The sequence below is a fragment of the Bradyrhizobium sp. T-12 genome (assembly GCF_058314695.1).
Window position 1 is genome coordinate 7,012,350 of the sequence record NZ_CM177756.1, and the last position, 15,840, is coordinate 7,028,189.

Sequence of the window (15,840 nt, forward strand, 5' to 3'; positions counted from 1 at the left end):
GTTGAGAATTCAACGATTGCGATCATGTGATGGGCGGCATGTGGCTTCTTGCGCGGAGAAGCTGGAAAAAACGACGAATCGTAGGGCGGGTTAGCCGAAAGCGTAACCCGCCACTTCTGCCTCCGAGGAGATCAAAGAGGCGGGTTACGCTGCGCTAACCCGCCCTACCAAGGATAACGAGCGGAGTTAACTCGCTTCCGCCAGCCGCACCGTCTCGGTGCTGCGATAGATCGCAAGATCGCGCGAGCCGACGAAGATCGCGCGCGGCTTCAATCCGTAGAAGCGACGGATCGAGTGGCTGAAATGGGTGGAGTCGGGATAGCCGATGTCCTGCGCGAGATGGGCGAGGTTGAGATCCTGATTGGCGAAGTGCAGCAAATGGCGCGCACGCTTCCAGGCGCGGAAGGAGCGGAAGGAGATACCCGTCTCTTCCTTGAACAGATGCAGGAAGCGCGAGGCCGAGAGGCCTGCTTCCGCCGCACAGGTGTCGGCAGTCACCGGCTCACCGGAGAAACGCTCGATGCGGGCGACGGCGCGGGTCACACGCGGATCGAGCACGCGGCGCGGCAGCGCCTCGCCAAAACACATCTCGTCGAACTCGGCGGTGGTGATGTCGCCATAGCGGCGCTGGCGGAGTAGCGCGTAGGCGGCCAGGATCTTGCGGGCATAGGCGGCCTTGTCCGGCCCCCGCAGCCGCTCGGCCAAGGCCTCGATCACGCCGTCCGGCATGCTCTCCGGCTCCAGCGTCACGCTGATGGCGGTGCGATAATCGCTGGCAATGGAGTGTCGCTGGTTCGGCAGGGTGACGAACAACTCGCCGGTGGCAAGCGTGTCATCGATCGTGAGATGCAGGCTGCCCTTCACCGCGACATAGACATGGCAGCAACCGGGGGTTCGCTTCCGGGGCCGTCCGAGCAGGCCGGCGTAAAATACCCGCTCCGGCGTGATCAGCATGAGATGGTCGGATTCGCGACCTTTATCTTCCATTGGGGTCCTCCTCGCGCGGCTCTCTGGCCGCTGCGGACGGAGGTCACCTTAGCCGAAATTTGGGCGCTGTCACGACGCGATAGCGCTGTCATGGAGCGCAAAGCGTTGGCATTCCAGGACGGCGGCGAGCCGTTCGGGACCATCGCGGGTCTGTAGTTCCCGACCTGTGAAGGCTCACGCCCTCACGCGCGGTGCAACATTCTGCTCGGCGCCGGCCCTTTGCTCCGCAGCAACAGCACGCTTGAAACCGTCGCGCTGCTGCAGGCGCGCCCAATAGGCTGCGACATTTGGCCCAAAATCCTTGGCGAGCCCGATATTATCGGCCAGCCGGAGGGCGTAGCCGATGACAATGTCAGCGGCAGTGAAACGCCCTGCGCACAAGGTTTCGGCATTCGCGGTCGCTGCCTCAACGGCGCGCAAGCGTCCCAGGAACCATTTTGCGTAGTCGGTCGCGACCTGCGGATTGCGGCGCTCTTCCGGCTCGAGCTGGGTGTATCGGAGCACCAGCGTCTGCGGAAAGGTTAACGTGGCATCGCTGAAATACATCCAGTTCAGGAACGCGCCATAGGCGGGATCTTCCGGCCCGACCATTAGCGGCGTCGGCCCGTGCTTGATGCCGAGATAGTGGCAGATGCCCGACGACTCCGTCATCTTGGTCTCGCCGTCGACCAGGAAGGGAATCGTGCCGAGCGGATTGAGCGCCAGATATTCCTTGGCAAAGACCCGCGGCGGGAACGGCAGCATCTTCAGTTCGTAAGATAGCCCCATCTCCTCCAGCATCCAGAGCGGACGGAACGAGCGCGCGGCGTCGCAATGATAGAGCGTGATCATCAGGCGTTTCCTTTACTCCCCGGCAGCGTGCCCATCATCTTGCACAGGACCATCAGCATGACCTCGTCGGCACCGCCGCCGATCGAGGTCAGGCGGCTGTCGCGATAGGCGCGGCTGACGGGCGTCTCGTTGGTAAAGCCCATCCCACCCCAATATTGCAAGCAGGCATCGGTGAGCTCGCGGCCGAGCCGGCCGGCCTTCAGCTTGGCCATGGTCGCGAGCCGCGTCACATCCTCGCCCGCGACCAGCTGCTCGGCGGCGCGATAGATCAGCGCGCGCAGCAGCTCGACCTCGGTCTGCATCTCGGCGAGCTTGAAGTGCACGACCTGGTTGTCGAGAATACTTTGGCCGAAGGCCTTGCGATTGCGGGTGTATTCGATGGTCTGGTCGATGATGTATTCGTGCGACTTCAGGCAGGCCGCCGCACCCCAGAGCCGCTCCTCCTGGAACTGGATCATCTGGTACGTAAAGCCCTTGCCCTCTTCGCCGATCCGGTTGCGCTTGGGCACGCGGACATTGTCGAAGAAGATCTGCGCCGTGTCCGACGAGCGCATGCCCATCTTGTCGAGCTTTCGCGCGATGGTGACGCCCTTGCTCTTCATGGGCACGCAGATCAGCGATTTGTTGCGGTGAACGGGCCCGTCGCCGGTGTTGGCGAGCAGGCAGATCCAGTCGGCTTGCGTGCCGTTGGTGATCCACATCTTGCCGCCGTCGATCACGTAATCGTCGCCATCGGAGCGCGCCTGCGTCTTGATCGAGGCGACGTCGGAGCCCGCGCCGGGCTCGGAGACGCCGATGCAGGCGACGAAATCGCCCGAGACCGAGGGTGCGAGGAATTCGCGGCGCACCTCGTCCGAACCGAAGCGCGCCAGAGCCGGCGTCGCCATGTCGGTCTGCACCCCGATCGCCATCGGCACGCCGCCGCAGGTGATGGCGCCGAGTTCCTCCGCCATCATCAGCGCATAGGAATAATCGAGGCCGGAGCCGCCGAATTCGACCGGCTTGTTCAGCCCGAGGAAGCCGAGGCTGCCCATCTTCTTGAACAGCTCGTGCGCCGGGAAGATGTCGGCCTTTTCCCATTCATCGACGTGCGGATTGATCTCATTGGCGATGAATTTCTGCAGGGAACGGCGGATGTCGTCGTGGTCGGCGGTGAATAGCATTTCTTCCTCTTCGTCATTCCGGGGCGCGCGCAGCGCGAAGTCACAACCCCATCTGCCGTGACGCCAGATCCTTCATGATCTCCTCGGTGCCGCCGCCGATGGCGTTGACCTTGACCTCGCGGTAGATGCGCTCGGCCTTGATGCCGCGCATGAATCCGGCGCCGCCAAAGATCTGCACGGCTTCGGAGGCGCAGAACGCCATGGTCTGCGTCGCCTGGTTCTTCATCATGCAGATTTCCGCGACCGGGCTCTCGCCCTGCTCGAGCCGCCAGGCCAGCATCTCCAGCATCGCCTGACTTGCCGCGACCTTCTGCGCCATGTCGACGATCTTGTGGCGGATGACCTGGTGCTGGGCGAGCGGCTTGCCGAAGGTCTTGCGCTCCTTGGCATAGGCGATGGCCTCGTCGAGGCAGACCCGGGCGAAGGCGGTGCAGCCCGCCGCCATGCCCATGCGCTCGCTGTTGAAATTCTGCATGATGATCTTGAAGCCCTGGCCCTCCTCCCCGATCAGGTTTTCGGCCGGCACGCGGCATTCGTCGAAATGCAAGGTCGCGGTGTCGGAGGCCCACCAGCCCATCTTCTTCAGCTTGGTGCGCGACAGGCCCGGCGTATCGCCCTCGATCAGGAGCAGGCTGACTCCGCCGGCGCCCTCGCCGCCGGTACGCACGGCGACGGTCAGATAATCGGCGCGCATCCCCGAGGTGATGAAGGTCTTCTCGCCGCTCACGACGTAGTGATCGCCGTCGCGCCGCGCCCTCGTGCGGAGGTTTGCAACGTCAGAGCCGCCGCCCGGCTCGGTGATCGCGAGCGCGGAGATCTTCTCGCCTGCCAGCACCTGCGGCAGCACGCGCGCCTTCACCTCGGGCCGAGCCGCCCGCGCGATCGGCGGCGAACCGATGGTGTGGCTCATCAGGCTGGCGCTGACGCCGCCGGCCCCGGCACGCGCGAGCTCCTGGCTGGCCACGATCTTCATGAACTGATCGGCGGCGATCCCGCCATATTCCTCGGGGAATCCCAGGCCCAGCAGGCCGATCTCGGCGGCCTTGCGATAGAGCCCGCGCGGGAATTCACCGGCCTCGTCCCACTCATGGGCGAACGGCGCGATCTCCTTGTCGACGAAGCGTCGCATCACGTCGCGAAACGCGTCGTGCTCGGCGGTATAGAACGGGCTCTTCATCGCACTCTTGCCCCATAGGCGGATTCGTCTCAGCTACCATCGCTGGAACATGGCCGGTCCACTTGCGCGCAGTGGCTGACAGGAGCCGGCGCTTCGGGAAAGGCCGCAAGCCAGCAACTCAACGCAAGACGATTTTCCCCGCTCGCAGGCCAACTCTGGCGCAAAAAAACGTTGCTGCACAGACTCCGGCTGGCCCCAGGGCCACGCCGGGCATGGTGCGCCGAGGGAGGTATTCTTGGCCGTTCGCTACTACGACTGGATCGTCCATCATGGCCGCCGCACGCCTGACAAGGTCGCGGTCATCGACCTCGCGAGCGAGCGCCGTTTCACCTATTCGCAGCTCGATGCCCGCGTCTCGCGCCTCGCCTCGTTCCTGCGCCACACGCTCAACATCTCGCGCGGTGACCGTGTCGCGGTGCTGGCGCTGAACACCACCGATACGCTGGAGGTGCAATTCGCCTGCGGGCGCCTGGGCGCCATCTTCGTGCCTTTGAATACCCGCCTCACCGTCCCCGAGCTTCAATTCATCACCAGCGATTGCGCGCCGAAGGTGATGATCCACGACACCGATCTTGCCGAGACTGCGCTTGCCGTCGCAACGCGTTGCGGTGTCACGACGAGCCTGCTGCTCGGCCCCGGCGGGTCCTATGAGGCCGGCATCGCCGCCGCGAAGCCGCTCGACCGCGCCGAAGAGGTCACGCTCGATGATGTCTCGACCATCATGTACACATCGGGCACGACGGGCCATCCGAAGGGCGCGACCATCACCCATGGCATGACCTTCTGGAATTGCGTCAATCTCGGCGGCCCCGCCTGCATCGGGCCGGCCTCGGTGCTGCTCACCGTGCTGCCCCTGTTCCACACCGGCGGTCTCAATTGCTACACCAATCCCGTGCTGCATGCCGGCGGTACCGTGATGATCATGCGCGCCTTCGATCCCGGCGCCGCGCTCGGCCTGATCAACGATCCCGCGCAGGGCATCAACGTGTTCTTCGGCGTGCCCGCGATCTACCAGTTCATGGCGCAGCATCCGGCCTTCGCGACCACCGATCTCAGCCGGCTGATCGTCGGCGGTGTCGGCGGCGCACCGATGCCGGTGCCGCTGCTCAAGGTGTGGGAAGCGCGCGGCGTCGCCCTGCAGCAGGGCTACGGCATGACTGAGACCTCGCCGGCCGTGCTGGTGCTCGATCGCGAGGATGCGGCGCGCAAGGCCGGCTCCGCCGGGAAACCGGTGCTGCATACCGAAGTGCGCATCGTGCGCCCCGACGGCAGCGATGCCGATGTGGGCGAACTCGGCGAACTCTGGGTCAAGGGACCCAACATCACGCCGGGCTACTGGAACAGGCCGGAGGCGAACAAGACCTCCTTCACCGACGGCTGGCTGCACACCGGCGACGCAACGCGCGTGGATGAAGAGGGCTTCTACTACATCGTCGACCGCTGGAAGGACATGTACATCTCCGGCGGCGAGAACGTCTATCCGGCCGAGGTCGAGAACGTCCTGCATCAGCTCGAGGCGATCGCGGAAGCCGCCGTGATCGGCATCCCCGATCCGCAATGGGGCGAGGTGGGCCTTGCCATCGTCGCGGTCAAGCCAGGGCAGAAGCTGACCGAGGCCGATGTCTTCACGCACTGCATGGCCAATCTGGCGCGCTTCAAATGCCCGCGCCAGATCCGCTTCGTCGACGCGCTGCCGCGCAACGCCACCGGCAAGATTCACAAGCCGACCTTGCGCAAGGCGTTCTCGGTGGCCTCCGAGGTCGACAAGAAGGTCGCCAACGCCTGACCAGAGCGCCCCTCGCGGGCGCTTTTCTTTTTGAAGTGCCTGCCAACCCACAAGAAACCCAAGGAATTTCCATGAAGAACAAGAAACTCTCCCTGCTCGCGGCGGCGGCAGCCCTGACATTGCTCTCGGCCCAGAGCGTCCAGGCGCAGAAGAAATACGATACCGGCGCCAGCGACACCGAGATCAAGATCGGGAATGTCGAGGCCTATTCCGGCCCCGCTTCCGCCTACGGCGTCATCGGCAAGACCGAGGAAGCCTATTTCAAGATGATCAACGATCAGGGCGGCATCAACGGCCGCAAGATCAGCTGGATCTCCTACGATGACGGCTATTCGCCGCCCAAGACCGTGGAGCAGGTCCGCAAGCTGATCGAGAGCGACGAAGTGTTCCTGGTGTTCAACGCGCTGGGCACGCCGACGCAGACCGCCGTGCAGAAATATCACAATGCCAAGAAGGTACCGCAGCTCTTCCTCGCTACCGGCGCCAGCAAGTGGAACGACCCGAAGAACTTTCCCTGGACCATGGGCTTCCAGCCCAGCTATCGGGTCGAAGCCCAGATCTTCGCCAAGTACATCCTGAAGGAGAAGCCGGACGCGAAGGTCGCGATCTTCTATGCCAACGACGACTTCGGCAAGGACTACCTCGCCGGCATCAAGGACGTGTTCGGCGACAAGGCATCGAAGCTGATCGTGGCCGAAGAAAGCTACGAGACGTCGGAGCCGTCGATCGACGCCCATATCGTCAAGCTCAAGGGCACCGGCGCCGATGTCTTCGTCAACATCGCCACCCCGAAATTCGCGGCTCAGGCGATCAAGAAGATCGCCGAGCTCGAGTGGAAGCCGATGCATCTGATGACCGACGTCTCGGTCTCGATTGGTGCGGTGATGAAGCCCGCCGGCCTCGAGGCCTCCGAGGGTGTGCTGTCCGCCGGCTACCTGAAGGACGCGTCGGATCCGCAGTGGAAGGACGATGAGGGCATGAAGAAGTTCATGGCCTTCATCGACAAGTACATGCCGGGCGCGAACATTTCGGATGCGAACCTCGTCTACGGCTATGCAGCGGCCCAGACCATGGTTCAGGTGCTGAAGCAGGCAGGCGACAATCTCACGCGCGAGAACGTGATGAAGCAGGCTGCGAGCCTGAAAGATTTCACGCCCGATACGCTGATCCCGGGGATCAAGATCAACACCTCGGCCAACGATTTCGCACCGATCGAGCAGCTCAAGATGTGGCGCTTCAAGAAGGGCCAGTGGGAGCTGTTCGGCGACATCATCAGCGCCGAAACCGGCGGCTGAGGCGGCCCTGCCGCACCGCAAGACACCGAATGGCGGCTGCGAGGCCGCCATTCTTCTTGCCGGCGAACCGACAAATCCTTCATCCCGTCGCGATGGCCGCAGGAAAGGGATTTGCACCGCCCGGCTCGCGCTTCCGTTCCAGGTCGATCGACACCACGGCCAGACCGAGATGGCGCGCATCGCCGCTACCACTGAATGGCGGGCATATCCATGCAAGGATCGCCGTGCCGGATGACGGCAGATCGAGCTCCAGCGTGTAGCTGTCACGACCGATCACGATCGCGGCCGGATCGACGCGCGCGCCATCGAGATAGAAATACGCGCCGATCCTCCCCAGCGAGGCACGGAGAGCGGGACTTCGAATGCAGACCGTGTTGCGGCCGGGACGTCCGTTGATGCGAACGGCAGCCTGCGGCTCGCTCCAACGGAAGGTGTGACCAGCCGACACCTCCACCTCGTGGAATCCCACTTGTGCAATGACATGTTCGCCAAGCGGGCCGGCAGTGGGAATGGGAACCTGTTTGAGGCGATGAATGCAGTCGAGCCTCTGAAGCCGGATCAGCGAGGCGATGTACCGCCTCAGCCATCGCTCGATCGCGTTGCTCGCCCCGACGATCGTCAAGAGGGACAGCACGGCGCGCGCTCCTGATGCCGCCAGCCGCGCGGAGACGCGCGCGGGAAGATCGCCGAGCAGCGCCGGCGCCACCCAGCGACGGAAGGCGCGCAGCTTCTCGTCGGGCCGCTTCCAGCCTCGGCCCGCAAGGCTGTAACGCAAGAGCGCGTTCAATGCGTGGCGAGCGAGCGAAGCATCGCTTTTGTCCCGCTCGCTCCACTCGACCGGCACGTCGAGCAGCTCGCTGCCGGGATCGCGGCGCGCCTCGCCGAGATAGCGGATCTCGCCCTGCACGAAATCGAGCGTGAACGTCTTCAGCTCGCCGATCTCGCCGATGTAATAATGATGGAAGCGCGCCTCTTCCAGATAACCAATGGCATAGCCTCGCGCGTGATACGCCGCAGCCAGCACCCATTCGGCGAAGTGGCCGAGCTCCTCGCGCAGGCCGCCGCATTCCCAGTAGACGTCACGCCGCGTCACGAAGCACTGATCGAGCACTTTGCGCCAGGGATGCTGCTTCATGCCGAACTCGATGTCGGCCTGGTACATGGCGGCCTCTGCCACCGACAACCGGTTGTGGCAGATCGGGACCGAATGGCAGGAAAAGCCGGCCCAGTCGGGATGCGCCTCGATGGCGCGGATGCACAGCTCGATCACGTTGGGCTCTGGCCAGCAGTGCGATTCGGTGAAGAACAGATAGCGGCCGCGGGCTTTGGTGGCGCCGAATGCGCACAGCCCGATGTCATGTTCGGACTCGGTGAACTCGATACGGGCCTTGTCGGCGGCCAGCGCCTCCAACTCCTCTCGCGTCTTGAAATCCGGCGGCACGACCAGAATGATTTCGTAGAGCGATTTGTCCGCGGTCTGCGAGGTCCAGCCGAGCCAGGACTGCTCCCATTGCCCGCGGTGATATTCGAGCGGGATGATGATGGAGAACAGCGGAGTTCCGCCGTCGTTTCGCGCGGGCGCGTCCTGCATGGCAGATCCTTATAGACACATGCGAAGCCGCAGCAGGACTATTTCTCGCGGACTATAGCGTCAAAAACAGCGCAAAGGATTCATCAACCGTGCGGCGCAGATGCTTTCGATACAGGGCATGGTTGGCATCATCGGGCGCAACCCGCCCCAGGGACGGCTGGGGGATGTTCCTGAGGGGCACGTAGGCGATCGGCGCCGCGATCGGTGTGAGCTGCGAACCCGGGCCTGCACGCAGCGTCGAGATGATGCCGTACATCTCGCCGGCGACCGTCGGCCGCGACACCGTGATCACGCGATGCTGGCCGTGCTTGATGATGACGAGGTAGATGAAGCCGGACTGATGGGGAACGGCGACCTCACCGGTATGCTCGTAAGCGGCATCGGTCCGATCGCCCTCGCGGAAGACCAGTGACGAGACCTTCGGCTCCCAGACAATCTCGGTGCGGTAGGCGAAAATCGCATCCTTGTCACCGAAGGACGGCCGCAACGTGATGTAGACGTCCTCGAGCCAGGTCACGGCGCGATGCGCGTAGGAGCCGAGACTGTCGGGAGCGACATCGCTGGCGGGCTGAGGCGCCAGCACGACGGGATTTTTGCGCAAGGAGACGCCCAGCGCCTGCTCCAGCCGGACCGTCGTCGCCAGCGTGAACGGCCGCCGCCCGCCGAGCACCTTCTCCAGCGTCGACAGGCTGAGCTTGGCCTGCTCGGCCAGCGTCTGCCGGGAGATCCGGCGCCTGGCGAGCTCCTCGCGAATGGTCTCGGCGATCTCGCGGCTCTGCTCGTCCGAAAGCTGCCTGTCGGTCAGTTTGTCCTGCATCTGCATCGTGGGCCCCGCTTCCAGCACGGCCATTCTAGCAGGCCGGACAAACCAGCACAAAACCGCACATGGCCCCCTCGGGCACGGCGCACCCGGCCGGGCGTGGCGGAACATTGCCGATCATTCTGCTCGCGACATCGGCCCCTCCCGGCGAATGCTCGGAGCCAGCAAACGTCCTTTCGGGAGCAGGTCAATGGACACCTACGACGCAGCCGACAACGAAGAGCACCCCCTGTTGAAGGGGCTGATCAAGCTCGGATTGTTTCTTCTCGCGCAGGGCATCGCGGTGATGCTGATGGCGTTCGTAGCGCTGCTCGTCAGCTTCGGGACGAGCTGGTCGGCAACGACCGAGCAGGCCAGCCTGCTCCAGCCCGGCGAGGCCAAGTCCGGAAGCCTGCTCCTGAAGGACGACGGCGCTTACACCGAGGCGATCCGCCTCGGCATCGACGTCGACATCACCGTTTCCGGCCCGACCTTGCGCGCCCGGATCACTCAGGTTTTCCGTAACCCGACCCAGGATTGGGTCGAGGCAACCTATGTCTACCCGCTCGCGACCGGCGGCGCCGTCGATACGCTGAAGATGGTGGTCGGCGATCGCGTCATCGTGGGAGACATCAAGGAGCGGCAGCAGGCACGCGTGATCTACGAAGAGGCGCGCCGCGCCGGTCAGAGGGCCGCGCTCACCGAGCAGGAACGGCCGAACATCTTCACTAATTCGGTTGCCAATATCGGCCCCGGCGAAACCGTGCTGGTGCAGATCGAATATCAGGAGCCTGTCCATCAATCCGGCAACGAATATTCGCTCCGCCTGCCGCTGGTGGTCGGACCCCGCTACAATCCGGCGCCGATCGTCCAGAGCGTCGACTTCCGCAAGGACGGGTCGGGTTGGGGCGCGGCGACGTCGGACCCGGTCGCAGACCGTGACCGCATCTCGCCGCCTGTGCTGGACCCCGCCAAGTCTGCGCCGGTCAATCCGACCGGCATCACGGTGCGCCTGAAGGCCGGCTTTGCGCTTGGCGAGGTCGCGAGCCACCACCATAAGGTCACGATCGAGAGCCCGGACAGCACGACGCGCGTCGTCACGCTCGCCGACGGCGTCGTCCCAGCCGACCGCGACTTCGAGCTGACCTGGAAGCCTGCCGCCGAGAAGGCGCCGTCGGTCGGCTTGTTCCGCGAACATATCAGCGATGCCGATTATTTGCTTGCCTTCGTCACCCCGCCGCGCGCCGAGCAGACAGCGCAAAAGCCGCTGCCGCGTGAGGTCGTGTTCGTGATCGACAATTCGGGGTCGATGGGCGGCACGTCGATCGTCCAGGCCAAGGCGAGCCTCACTTACGCGCTCTCCCGCCTCCAGCCGGCCGACCGCTTCAACGTCATTCGCTTCGACGACACCATGGACATGCTGTTTCCCGCGTCCGTGCCGGCGGATGCTGCGCATGTCGGCGAGGCGACCTCGTTCGTGAGCGCTTTGCAGGCGCGCGGCGGCACCGAGATGGTGCCGGCGATGCGCGCCGCGCTGGCCGACAAGCTCGGCGACACCGGCATGGTCCGGCAGGTCGTATTCCTGACCGACGGCGCAATCGGCAACGAGCAGCAATTGTTCGAAACGATCACGGCGATGCGCGGCCGCTCGCGGGTCTTCATGGTCGGCATCGGGTCGGCGCCCAACACCTATCTGATGACCCGCGCCGCCGAGCTCGGCCGTGGGGCCTTCACCCATATCGGTTCGGTCGAGCAGGTCGAGGAGCGCATGCGCGGCTTGTTCGCCAAGCTGGAAAACCCGGCCGTGACCGGCCTCACCGCAAAATTCTCCGAGGCCACGGCCGACGTTACCCCGGCGATCATCCCCGACGTCTGTCGCGACGAGCCGCTGGTGCTGGCGGCTAGGCTCGACAAGCTCGCAGGCTCGCTCGAGATCAGGGGACGCGTCGGCGACCGTCCGTGGTCGGTGACGCTGCCGCTGCAAAATGCCGCCGAAGGCAAGGGCCTGTCGAAACTCTGGGCCAAGCGCAAGATCGGTGACGCCGAAGTGGCACGCGCCATGCGGGAGCTCGCGCCTGAGGCGGCCGACAAGGCGATCCTGACGCTGGCGCTCGACCATCAGATCGTCACGCGCCTGACCAGCCTTGTCGCCGTCGACAAGACGCCGAGCCGCCCCGAAGGCGCGCCGCTCAAGCTCAGCGAATTGCCGATCAACCTGCCGGCCGGTTGGGATTTCGAGAAGGTGTTTGGCGAACGGCCGCAGATCCCGCCGCTGCTGCGTGAACGCCACGCCGATGCGAGCACATCACCGTCGACGCGGCGCGCGACGCCTGCAGCGCCCGACGCGATCCGTCTGCCCAAGACGGCAACCTCGGCCGAGCTGAAGATGATCGGAGGCTTCGTCCTGATCGTGCTCGCCTTGTTGCTGTTCGTGTTCAACCGGCGTCGGCTCTTGCTCACCAACGCCGCTTGAGAGAGGAGCACCCCGACTCCTCTGTTAGCGCGCGCGGTCGCCCGTCCCGTACCCAACGGCCCCGCGCGCCTTTTTCTCAACGTCATTGCGAGCAGCGAAGCGACGAAGCAATCCAGGCTGCCGCTCAGGGGACAGCTTCGCGTCGCTCGCAATGACGGAAGGGAAACACAATGCCCCGCCTGCTATCTCCTCTGGTTCTCGCCCTGATCGGCCTCATCCTGTTCGGTGACGGCACCTACATCCATGCCAAGGCGTGGCTCGCGCAAGTGCTGCTGGAGCGCGCCTTCGACAGAAGCCTTGCGACCGGCGAAATGATCAAGCCGTGGTCATGGGCCGACACCTGGCCGGTGGCCCGGATCGAGGTGAAGCGGATCGGCGCCAGCGCAATCGTGCTGGAAGGTGTCAGCGGCCAGGCACTTGCTTTCGGACCAGGCCATATCCCCCAAACGGCTGACGCCGGCGAACGCGGAGTTGCCGTATACGCAGCACATCGTGACACACATTTCCGCTTCTTGCGGAACGTTGCCATCGGAGACGTCATTGAGATCACCCGCCGCGATGGCAAGCAGTACCGCTACCGGGCGGATCATGCGGACGTTGTCCGTTCCGACGCGCCGAGCATCGATCCTTCAACGCAGAGTAGAGAGCTCGCGCTTGCAACCTGCTGGCCGTTCGACGCCGTCACATCCGGCCCGGAGCGCTATGTCCTGCATGCCACCTTGATCGAAACAGGTGAATAGCCGTTCGCAATCAGGTCCGTCCGGGATCGATCGAACCTCCCAAATCACGCCGGACAGGCCCGGGCTTCTGGCGCCACCGCCCGGAGCGCTGTAAGATTAGCCCATTGATTTTTGTACGTTGCGATTTCTGAAAGAGCGATAATGGACGACGAGTTCAGGCAGCGCCTCGAACAGCGATTGGAGCAGCTCGAAAATCGCGTCGCGCTCCTGGAAAGGAACCAGGATCTCATCGCCGCCGGGCAGAGACGGTCCTCGCTCCGGAGCCTGTGGCGGCGGCCGCCGATCTGGACCTTCGAGCAATATCCGCCGCGCCTGCTCAATCTGACGTCTTTTCCGCCAGCACCCTCGATTCCCGAGAATGCACCGCGGATCGCGATGGTCACGCCGAGCTACAACCAGGCGCAATATCTCGGGGCCACGATCGAGAGCATCGTCGGTCAGAACTACCCGAACCTGCATTATCACGTTCAGGACGGCGCCTCGATCGACGGCACGACGGATCTCCTGAAGCGTTGCGGCGTGAGCATCAGCTGGAAGAGCGAACCTGACAACGGGCAGTCGAACGCCATCAATCTCGGCTTCGCCGGCGTCGACAGCGAGATCATGGCTTATCTCAACAGCGACGACATGCTGCTGCCCGGGACGCTCGCCTATGTCGCCAATTATTTCACGTCGCACCCGCATGTCGACGTCGTCTACGGCCATCGCGTCTTCGTCGATCGCGAGGGGCTCGAGGTCGGCCGCGCCGTGCTGCCGCCCCATGACGGACGCGCGCTGCAATATGCCGACTACATCCCGCAGGAGACGATGTTCTGGCGCAGGCGCGTGTGGGACAGGATCGGGCCGCTCGATGAGAGCTTCCACTATGCGATGGATTGGGACTTCATCCTGCGGGCACAGGCCGCAGGATTCAAGTTCGTGCGGCTGCCGCGATTTCTCGCCTGCTTCCGAATCCATGACGCCCAGAAGACGGCATCAACCTATGCGATCGGCGTCCGGGAGATGGGCATCTTGCGGCGGCGCGTTCTCGGCTTCGATCCGACACAAATGCAGATCCGCCGCGCCATCGCACCGTATCTCACGCGGCAGCTCGTCTTCCACTACGCCCACAAGCTGAGCCTGCTGAGGTACTGAGCCCGCGGAGATCAGCGCCCTCCTGACGCACCGACATCGTCATCGAGCCAGATCCGCTCGAGGCCGATGCCGAGCGGTCGCGCGTCGAAGCTCAATCCGAGATCGGCGGGCGAGCGCGGATCGGAGAGCGACAGGCTGATGGTCAGCGTCCCGTCGGCGGCAATCGCGGCGGGATCGAGCATCAACCTGCGCTGGCCCGCGAAGGCCTCTTTCGAAAACGTCAATTGCTGCTGCACGCCGTTGCCGACGCGGCAAACCGCGTGCAGTTGTGGATTTCCGTCGGAGACGAACGCCCGGCACGCCAGCACGAGCGCGACCGGTCGAGACGGAACGGGGTGGACGGCGAAGCGGAGCACGCAATTCCTGGCGACGGACCAGGTGCCCCATTGCTCCGGCTCGCTCCATCCCTCGATCAACGCAGCGACGCCAGCACCACCACGCGCGAATTCGAGCTGCTCGGCGCCGAGGACGGGCGCGGACACCGGGGCCTCCAGCGCAGCCGGATCGAACGGCTCCTGATCCGGAACGAATTGCGCGATCACACGCACGGCATCCGCGATCGAATTGAGCCCGAGCACGGAACCGTCCAGCTCGTAAACCACATGGTTCTGTCCGGTGACGCGGACACGCTGGCCGGGTGGTGGCGGCCGATCCGCAAGGCGGGCGGGGATGACGATGTCAGCGACGTCGAACCCGTGCGTACGGGCGAGTTCGCCGATGGTCCGCACGGTCCTGTCATACAAGGGCGGGCGGTTATTGATGTCGGTCGCGAGCGCCTGTGCCAGCGCCTTGAAGTCGAGCCGCACGTCGTCGTCATCCGCCAGCAGCAGACGTTTGAGGACGAGCATGTCCCAGGCGATGAAGAGCTGGAGCGCGTTGAGATCGGGGAGCTCCGGATCGCCGTCAACGGGTCCGAAATCGCGCGCCCCGCGCGGCGTTTCGAGCAGGTCGGTGGTCTCGAAGAACAGCGCGTGGCCGGTGCTGTGCTGCGAAAATCCGGCCATGCTCAGCGGCCGCGACAGCCGGACGAAACTGTCCGTCAGCGCAGCGTTGGCGATGCCGGACGCCACATCCGGCGAGAGGCCGATGAAGTAGCGGCCGCCGATTGCACGCATCCGATCGATGACGCTGCGGCGGACGAAGGAATTGTAGATCATCGGCAGATGCGCATAGTGCGCCTGGAAGCCGAAGACGCGCACGAGCTCGCCGCGCGACGGGACGCGCTTTGCCGACGAGGTCAGGTCGATCTCGGCCAGCAACCGGTTGCGGAACGCCGGGTGGTAATAGCCCGGCCAGTAGTAGCTGTAGGCGCTCCAGCTCAGGAGATCGATCTGTCGGCTGGAGAGCATGTCCGATGCCGTGGCACATGCATAGGGCATCAGCCCGTCGTCATCGCCGAGGAAGGTGATGTACTCGCCCGAGGCACGGCCGAGCGCCGCCTCCCAATTGTCGGTCATGGTCAGGACGGTGTCGCTGGCAAAATATTTGAAGCGCTCGTCCTGGAGGTCTGCGACCATCTTCGCGATAGCGGGGTTGCCGCCATTGTTCTGAACGATGAACTCGCAATCTGCTTGCGCAGGCTGGCACGCCATGGTCGCGAGCGCGTGGCGAAGCGTGTCGGGACGATCGAGCGTCGGTATCACGATGGACAGCAGCGGCATGATCACCAAAGAGAGAATGAGCGCTACGATTGCGTAGCATCTTGCCTGGTCGTTCGCACTTTCGCCAAAAGTCTCGTGATGCTAGCCTCATCGACAAGTCTTGTCGTCAAGGCTTGCCATTCCGCCTCGCGGCATGGAGCCCGTCACGATCAGGCACCAGACCGGCGCACGACAGCGCATTGCAACAAGAACAAGAGGCGAGG

The 15,840-nt window shown here is 64.3% G+C and carries 12 protein-coding genes; 5 read left to right on the plus strand and 7 right to left on the minus strand.

The features are described from left to right. Nucleotides 1-186 precede the first annotated feature (186 nt). The 4 genes from AC0WRY_RS33500 to AC0WRY_RS33515 all read right to left on the minus strand — a co-directional run bounded on the left by AC0WRY_RS33500 (nt 187) and on the right by AC0WRY_RS33515 (nt 4,158). Nucleotides 187-987: a helix-turn-helix domain-containing protein gene (locus tag AC0WRY_RS33500; RefSeq protein ID WP_194404977.1), complete on the minus strand. Its 801-nt coding sequence runs from the start codon at nt 985-987 to the stop codon at nt 187-189. Nucleotides 988-1,161: 174 nt separating this feature from the next. Then, a complete protein-coding gene (locus AC0WRY_RS33505) occupies nt 1,162-1,818 on the minus strand; it encodes a glutathione S-transferase family protein (protein ID WP_194404978.1) in 657 nt (218 codons plus the stop codon). After that, nucleotides 1,818-2,981, minus strand: coding sequence for an acyl-CoA dehydrogenase family protein (locus tag AC0WRY_RS33510; RefSeq protein ID WP_194404979.1), 1,164 nt, complete (start codon nt 2,979-2,981; stop codon nt 1,818-1,820). The genes AC0WRY_RS33505 and AC0WRY_RS33510 overlap by 1 nt, the downstream gene beginning before the upstream one ends. Nucleotides 2,982-3,021: 40 nt before the next feature. Beyond that, the gene (locus tag AC0WRY_RS33515; protein WP_194404980.1) at nt 3,022-4,158 is read right to left on the minus strand and encodes an acyl-CoA dehydrogenase family protein; all 1,137 of its coding nucleotides are present in this window, start codon (nt 4,156-4,158) and stop codon (nt 3,022-3,024) included. Between the two features lie 235 nt (nt 4,159-4,393). Here AC0WRY_RS33515 and AC0WRY_RS33520 point away from each other — a divergent pair, with 235 nt between their 5' ends. Then, nucleotides 4,394-5,944: an acyl-CoA synthetase gene (locus AC0WRY_RS33520; RefSeq protein ID WP_194404981.1), complete on the plus strand. Its 1,551-nt coding sequence runs from the start codon at nt 4,394-4,396 to the stop codon at nt 5,942-5,944. Nucleotides 5,945-6,015: 71 nt separating this feature from the next. Beyond that, nucleotides 6,016-7,239 (plus strand): ABC transporter substrate-binding protein, encoded by a 1,224-nt coding sequence (locus AC0WRY_RS33525; protein WP_194404982.1) that lies wholly within the window; start codon nt 6,016-6,018, stop codon nt 7,237-7,239. Nucleotides 7,240-7,318: 79 nt separating this feature from the next. Here the strand turns inward: AC0WRY_RS33525 and AC0WRY_RS33530 are convergent, their stop codons facing one another. Next, on the minus strand, nt 7,319-8,830 hold the full coding sequence (locus tag AC0WRY_RS33530) for a glycosyltransferase family 2 protein (RefSeq protein ID WP_491122474.1): 1,512 nt from the start codon (nt 8,828-8,830) through the stop codon (nt 7,319-7,321). Nucleotides 8,831-8,882: 52 nt separating this feature from the next. Beyond that, nucleotides 8,883-9,653 (minus strand): helix-turn-helix domain-containing protein, encoded by a 771-nt coding sequence (locus AC0WRY_RS33535; protein WP_194404983.1) that lies wholly within the window; start codon nt 9,651-9,653, stop codon nt 8,883-8,885. 187 nt (nt 9,654-9,840) lie between these two features. Here AC0WRY_RS33535 and AC0WRY_RS33540 point away from each other — a divergent pair, with 187 nt between their 5' ends. The 3 genes from AC0WRY_RS33540 to AC0WRY_RS33550 all read left to right on the plus strand — a co-directional run bounded on the left by AC0WRY_RS33540 (nt 9,841) and on the right by AC0WRY_RS33550 (nt 13,976). Further along, complete coding sequence (locus AC0WRY_RS33540) at nt 9,841-12,102, plus strand: marine proteobacterial sortase target protein (protein WP_491122475.1); 2,262 nt, start codon at nt 9,841-9,843, stop codon at nt 12,100-12,102. Between the two features lie 170 nt (nt 12,103-12,272). Then, a complete protein-coding gene (locus AC0WRY_RS33545) occupies nt 12,273-12,842 on the plus strand; it encodes a class GN sortase (protein ID WP_194404985.1) in 570 nt (189 codons plus the stop codon). Between the two features lie 141 nt (nt 12,843-12,983). Continuing rightward, a complete protein-coding gene (locus AC0WRY_RS33550; RefSeq protein WP_194404986.1) occupies nt 12,984-13,976 on the plus strand; it encodes a glycosyltransferase in 993 nt (330 codons plus the stop codon). Nucleotides 13,977-13,987: 11 nt separating this feature from the next. Here the strand turns inward: AC0WRY_RS33550 and AC0WRY_RS33555 are convergent, their stop codons facing one another. Beyond that, complete coding sequence (locus tag AC0WRY_RS33555; protein ID WP_194404987.1) at nt 13,988-15,637, minus strand: glycosyltransferase family 2 protein; 1,650 nt, start codon at nt 15,635-15,637, stop codon at nt 13,988-13,990. Nucleotides 15,638-15,840 lie beyond the last annotated feature (203 nt).

What these genes read in the sequence shown, in the direction of transcription:
- AC0WRY_RS33505 (WP_194404978.1), bottom strand. Translation starts at nt 1,818, where the DNA reads ATGATCACGCTCTATCATTGCGACGCCGCGCGCTCGTTCCGTCCGCTC.
- AC0WRY_RS33545 (WP_194404985.1), top strand. Translation starts at nt 12,273, where the DNA reads ATGCCCCGCCTGCTATCTCCTCTGGTTCTCGCCCTGATCGGCCTCATC.
- AC0WRY_RS33555 (WP_194404987.1), bottom strand. Translation starts at nt 15,637, where the DNA reads ATGCCGCTGCTGTCCATCGTGATACCGACGCTCGATCGTCCCGACACG.
- AC0WRY_RS33500 (WP_194404977.1), bottom strand. Translation starts at nt 987, where the DNA reads ATGGAAGATAAAGGTCGCGAATCCGACCATCTCATGCTGATCACGCCG.
- AC0WRY_RS33515 (WP_194404980.1), bottom strand. Translation starts at nt 4,158, where the DNA reads ATGAAGAGCCCGTTCTATACCGCCGAGCACGACGCGTTTCGCGACGTG.
- AC0WRY_RS33535 (WP_194404983.1), bottom strand. Translation starts at nt 9,653, where the DNA reads ATGCAGATGCAGGACAAACTGACCGACAGGCAGCTTTCGGACGAGCAG.
- AC0WRY_RS33550 (WP_194404986.1), top strand. Translation starts at nt 12,984, where the DNA reads ATGGACGACGAGTTCAGGCAGCGCCTCGAACAGCGATTGGAGCAGCTC.
- AC0WRY_RS33510 (WP_194404979.1), bottom strand. Translation starts at nt 2,981, where the DNA reads ATGCTATTCACCGCCGACCACGACGACATCCGCCGTTCCCTGCAGAAA.
- AC0WRY_RS33525 (WP_194404982.1), top strand. Translation starts at nt 6,016, where the DNA reads ATGAAGAACAAGAAACTCTCCCTGCTCGCGGCGGCGGCAGCCCTGACA.
- AC0WRY_RS33530 (WP_491122474.1), bottom strand. Translation starts at nt 8,830, where the DNA reads ATGCAGGACGCGCCCGCGCGAAACGACGGCGGAACTCCGCTGTTCTCC.
- AC0WRY_RS33540 (WP_491122475.1), top strand. Translation starts at nt 9,841, where the DNA reads ATGGACACCTACGACGCAGCCGACAACGAAGAGCACCCCCTGTTGAAG.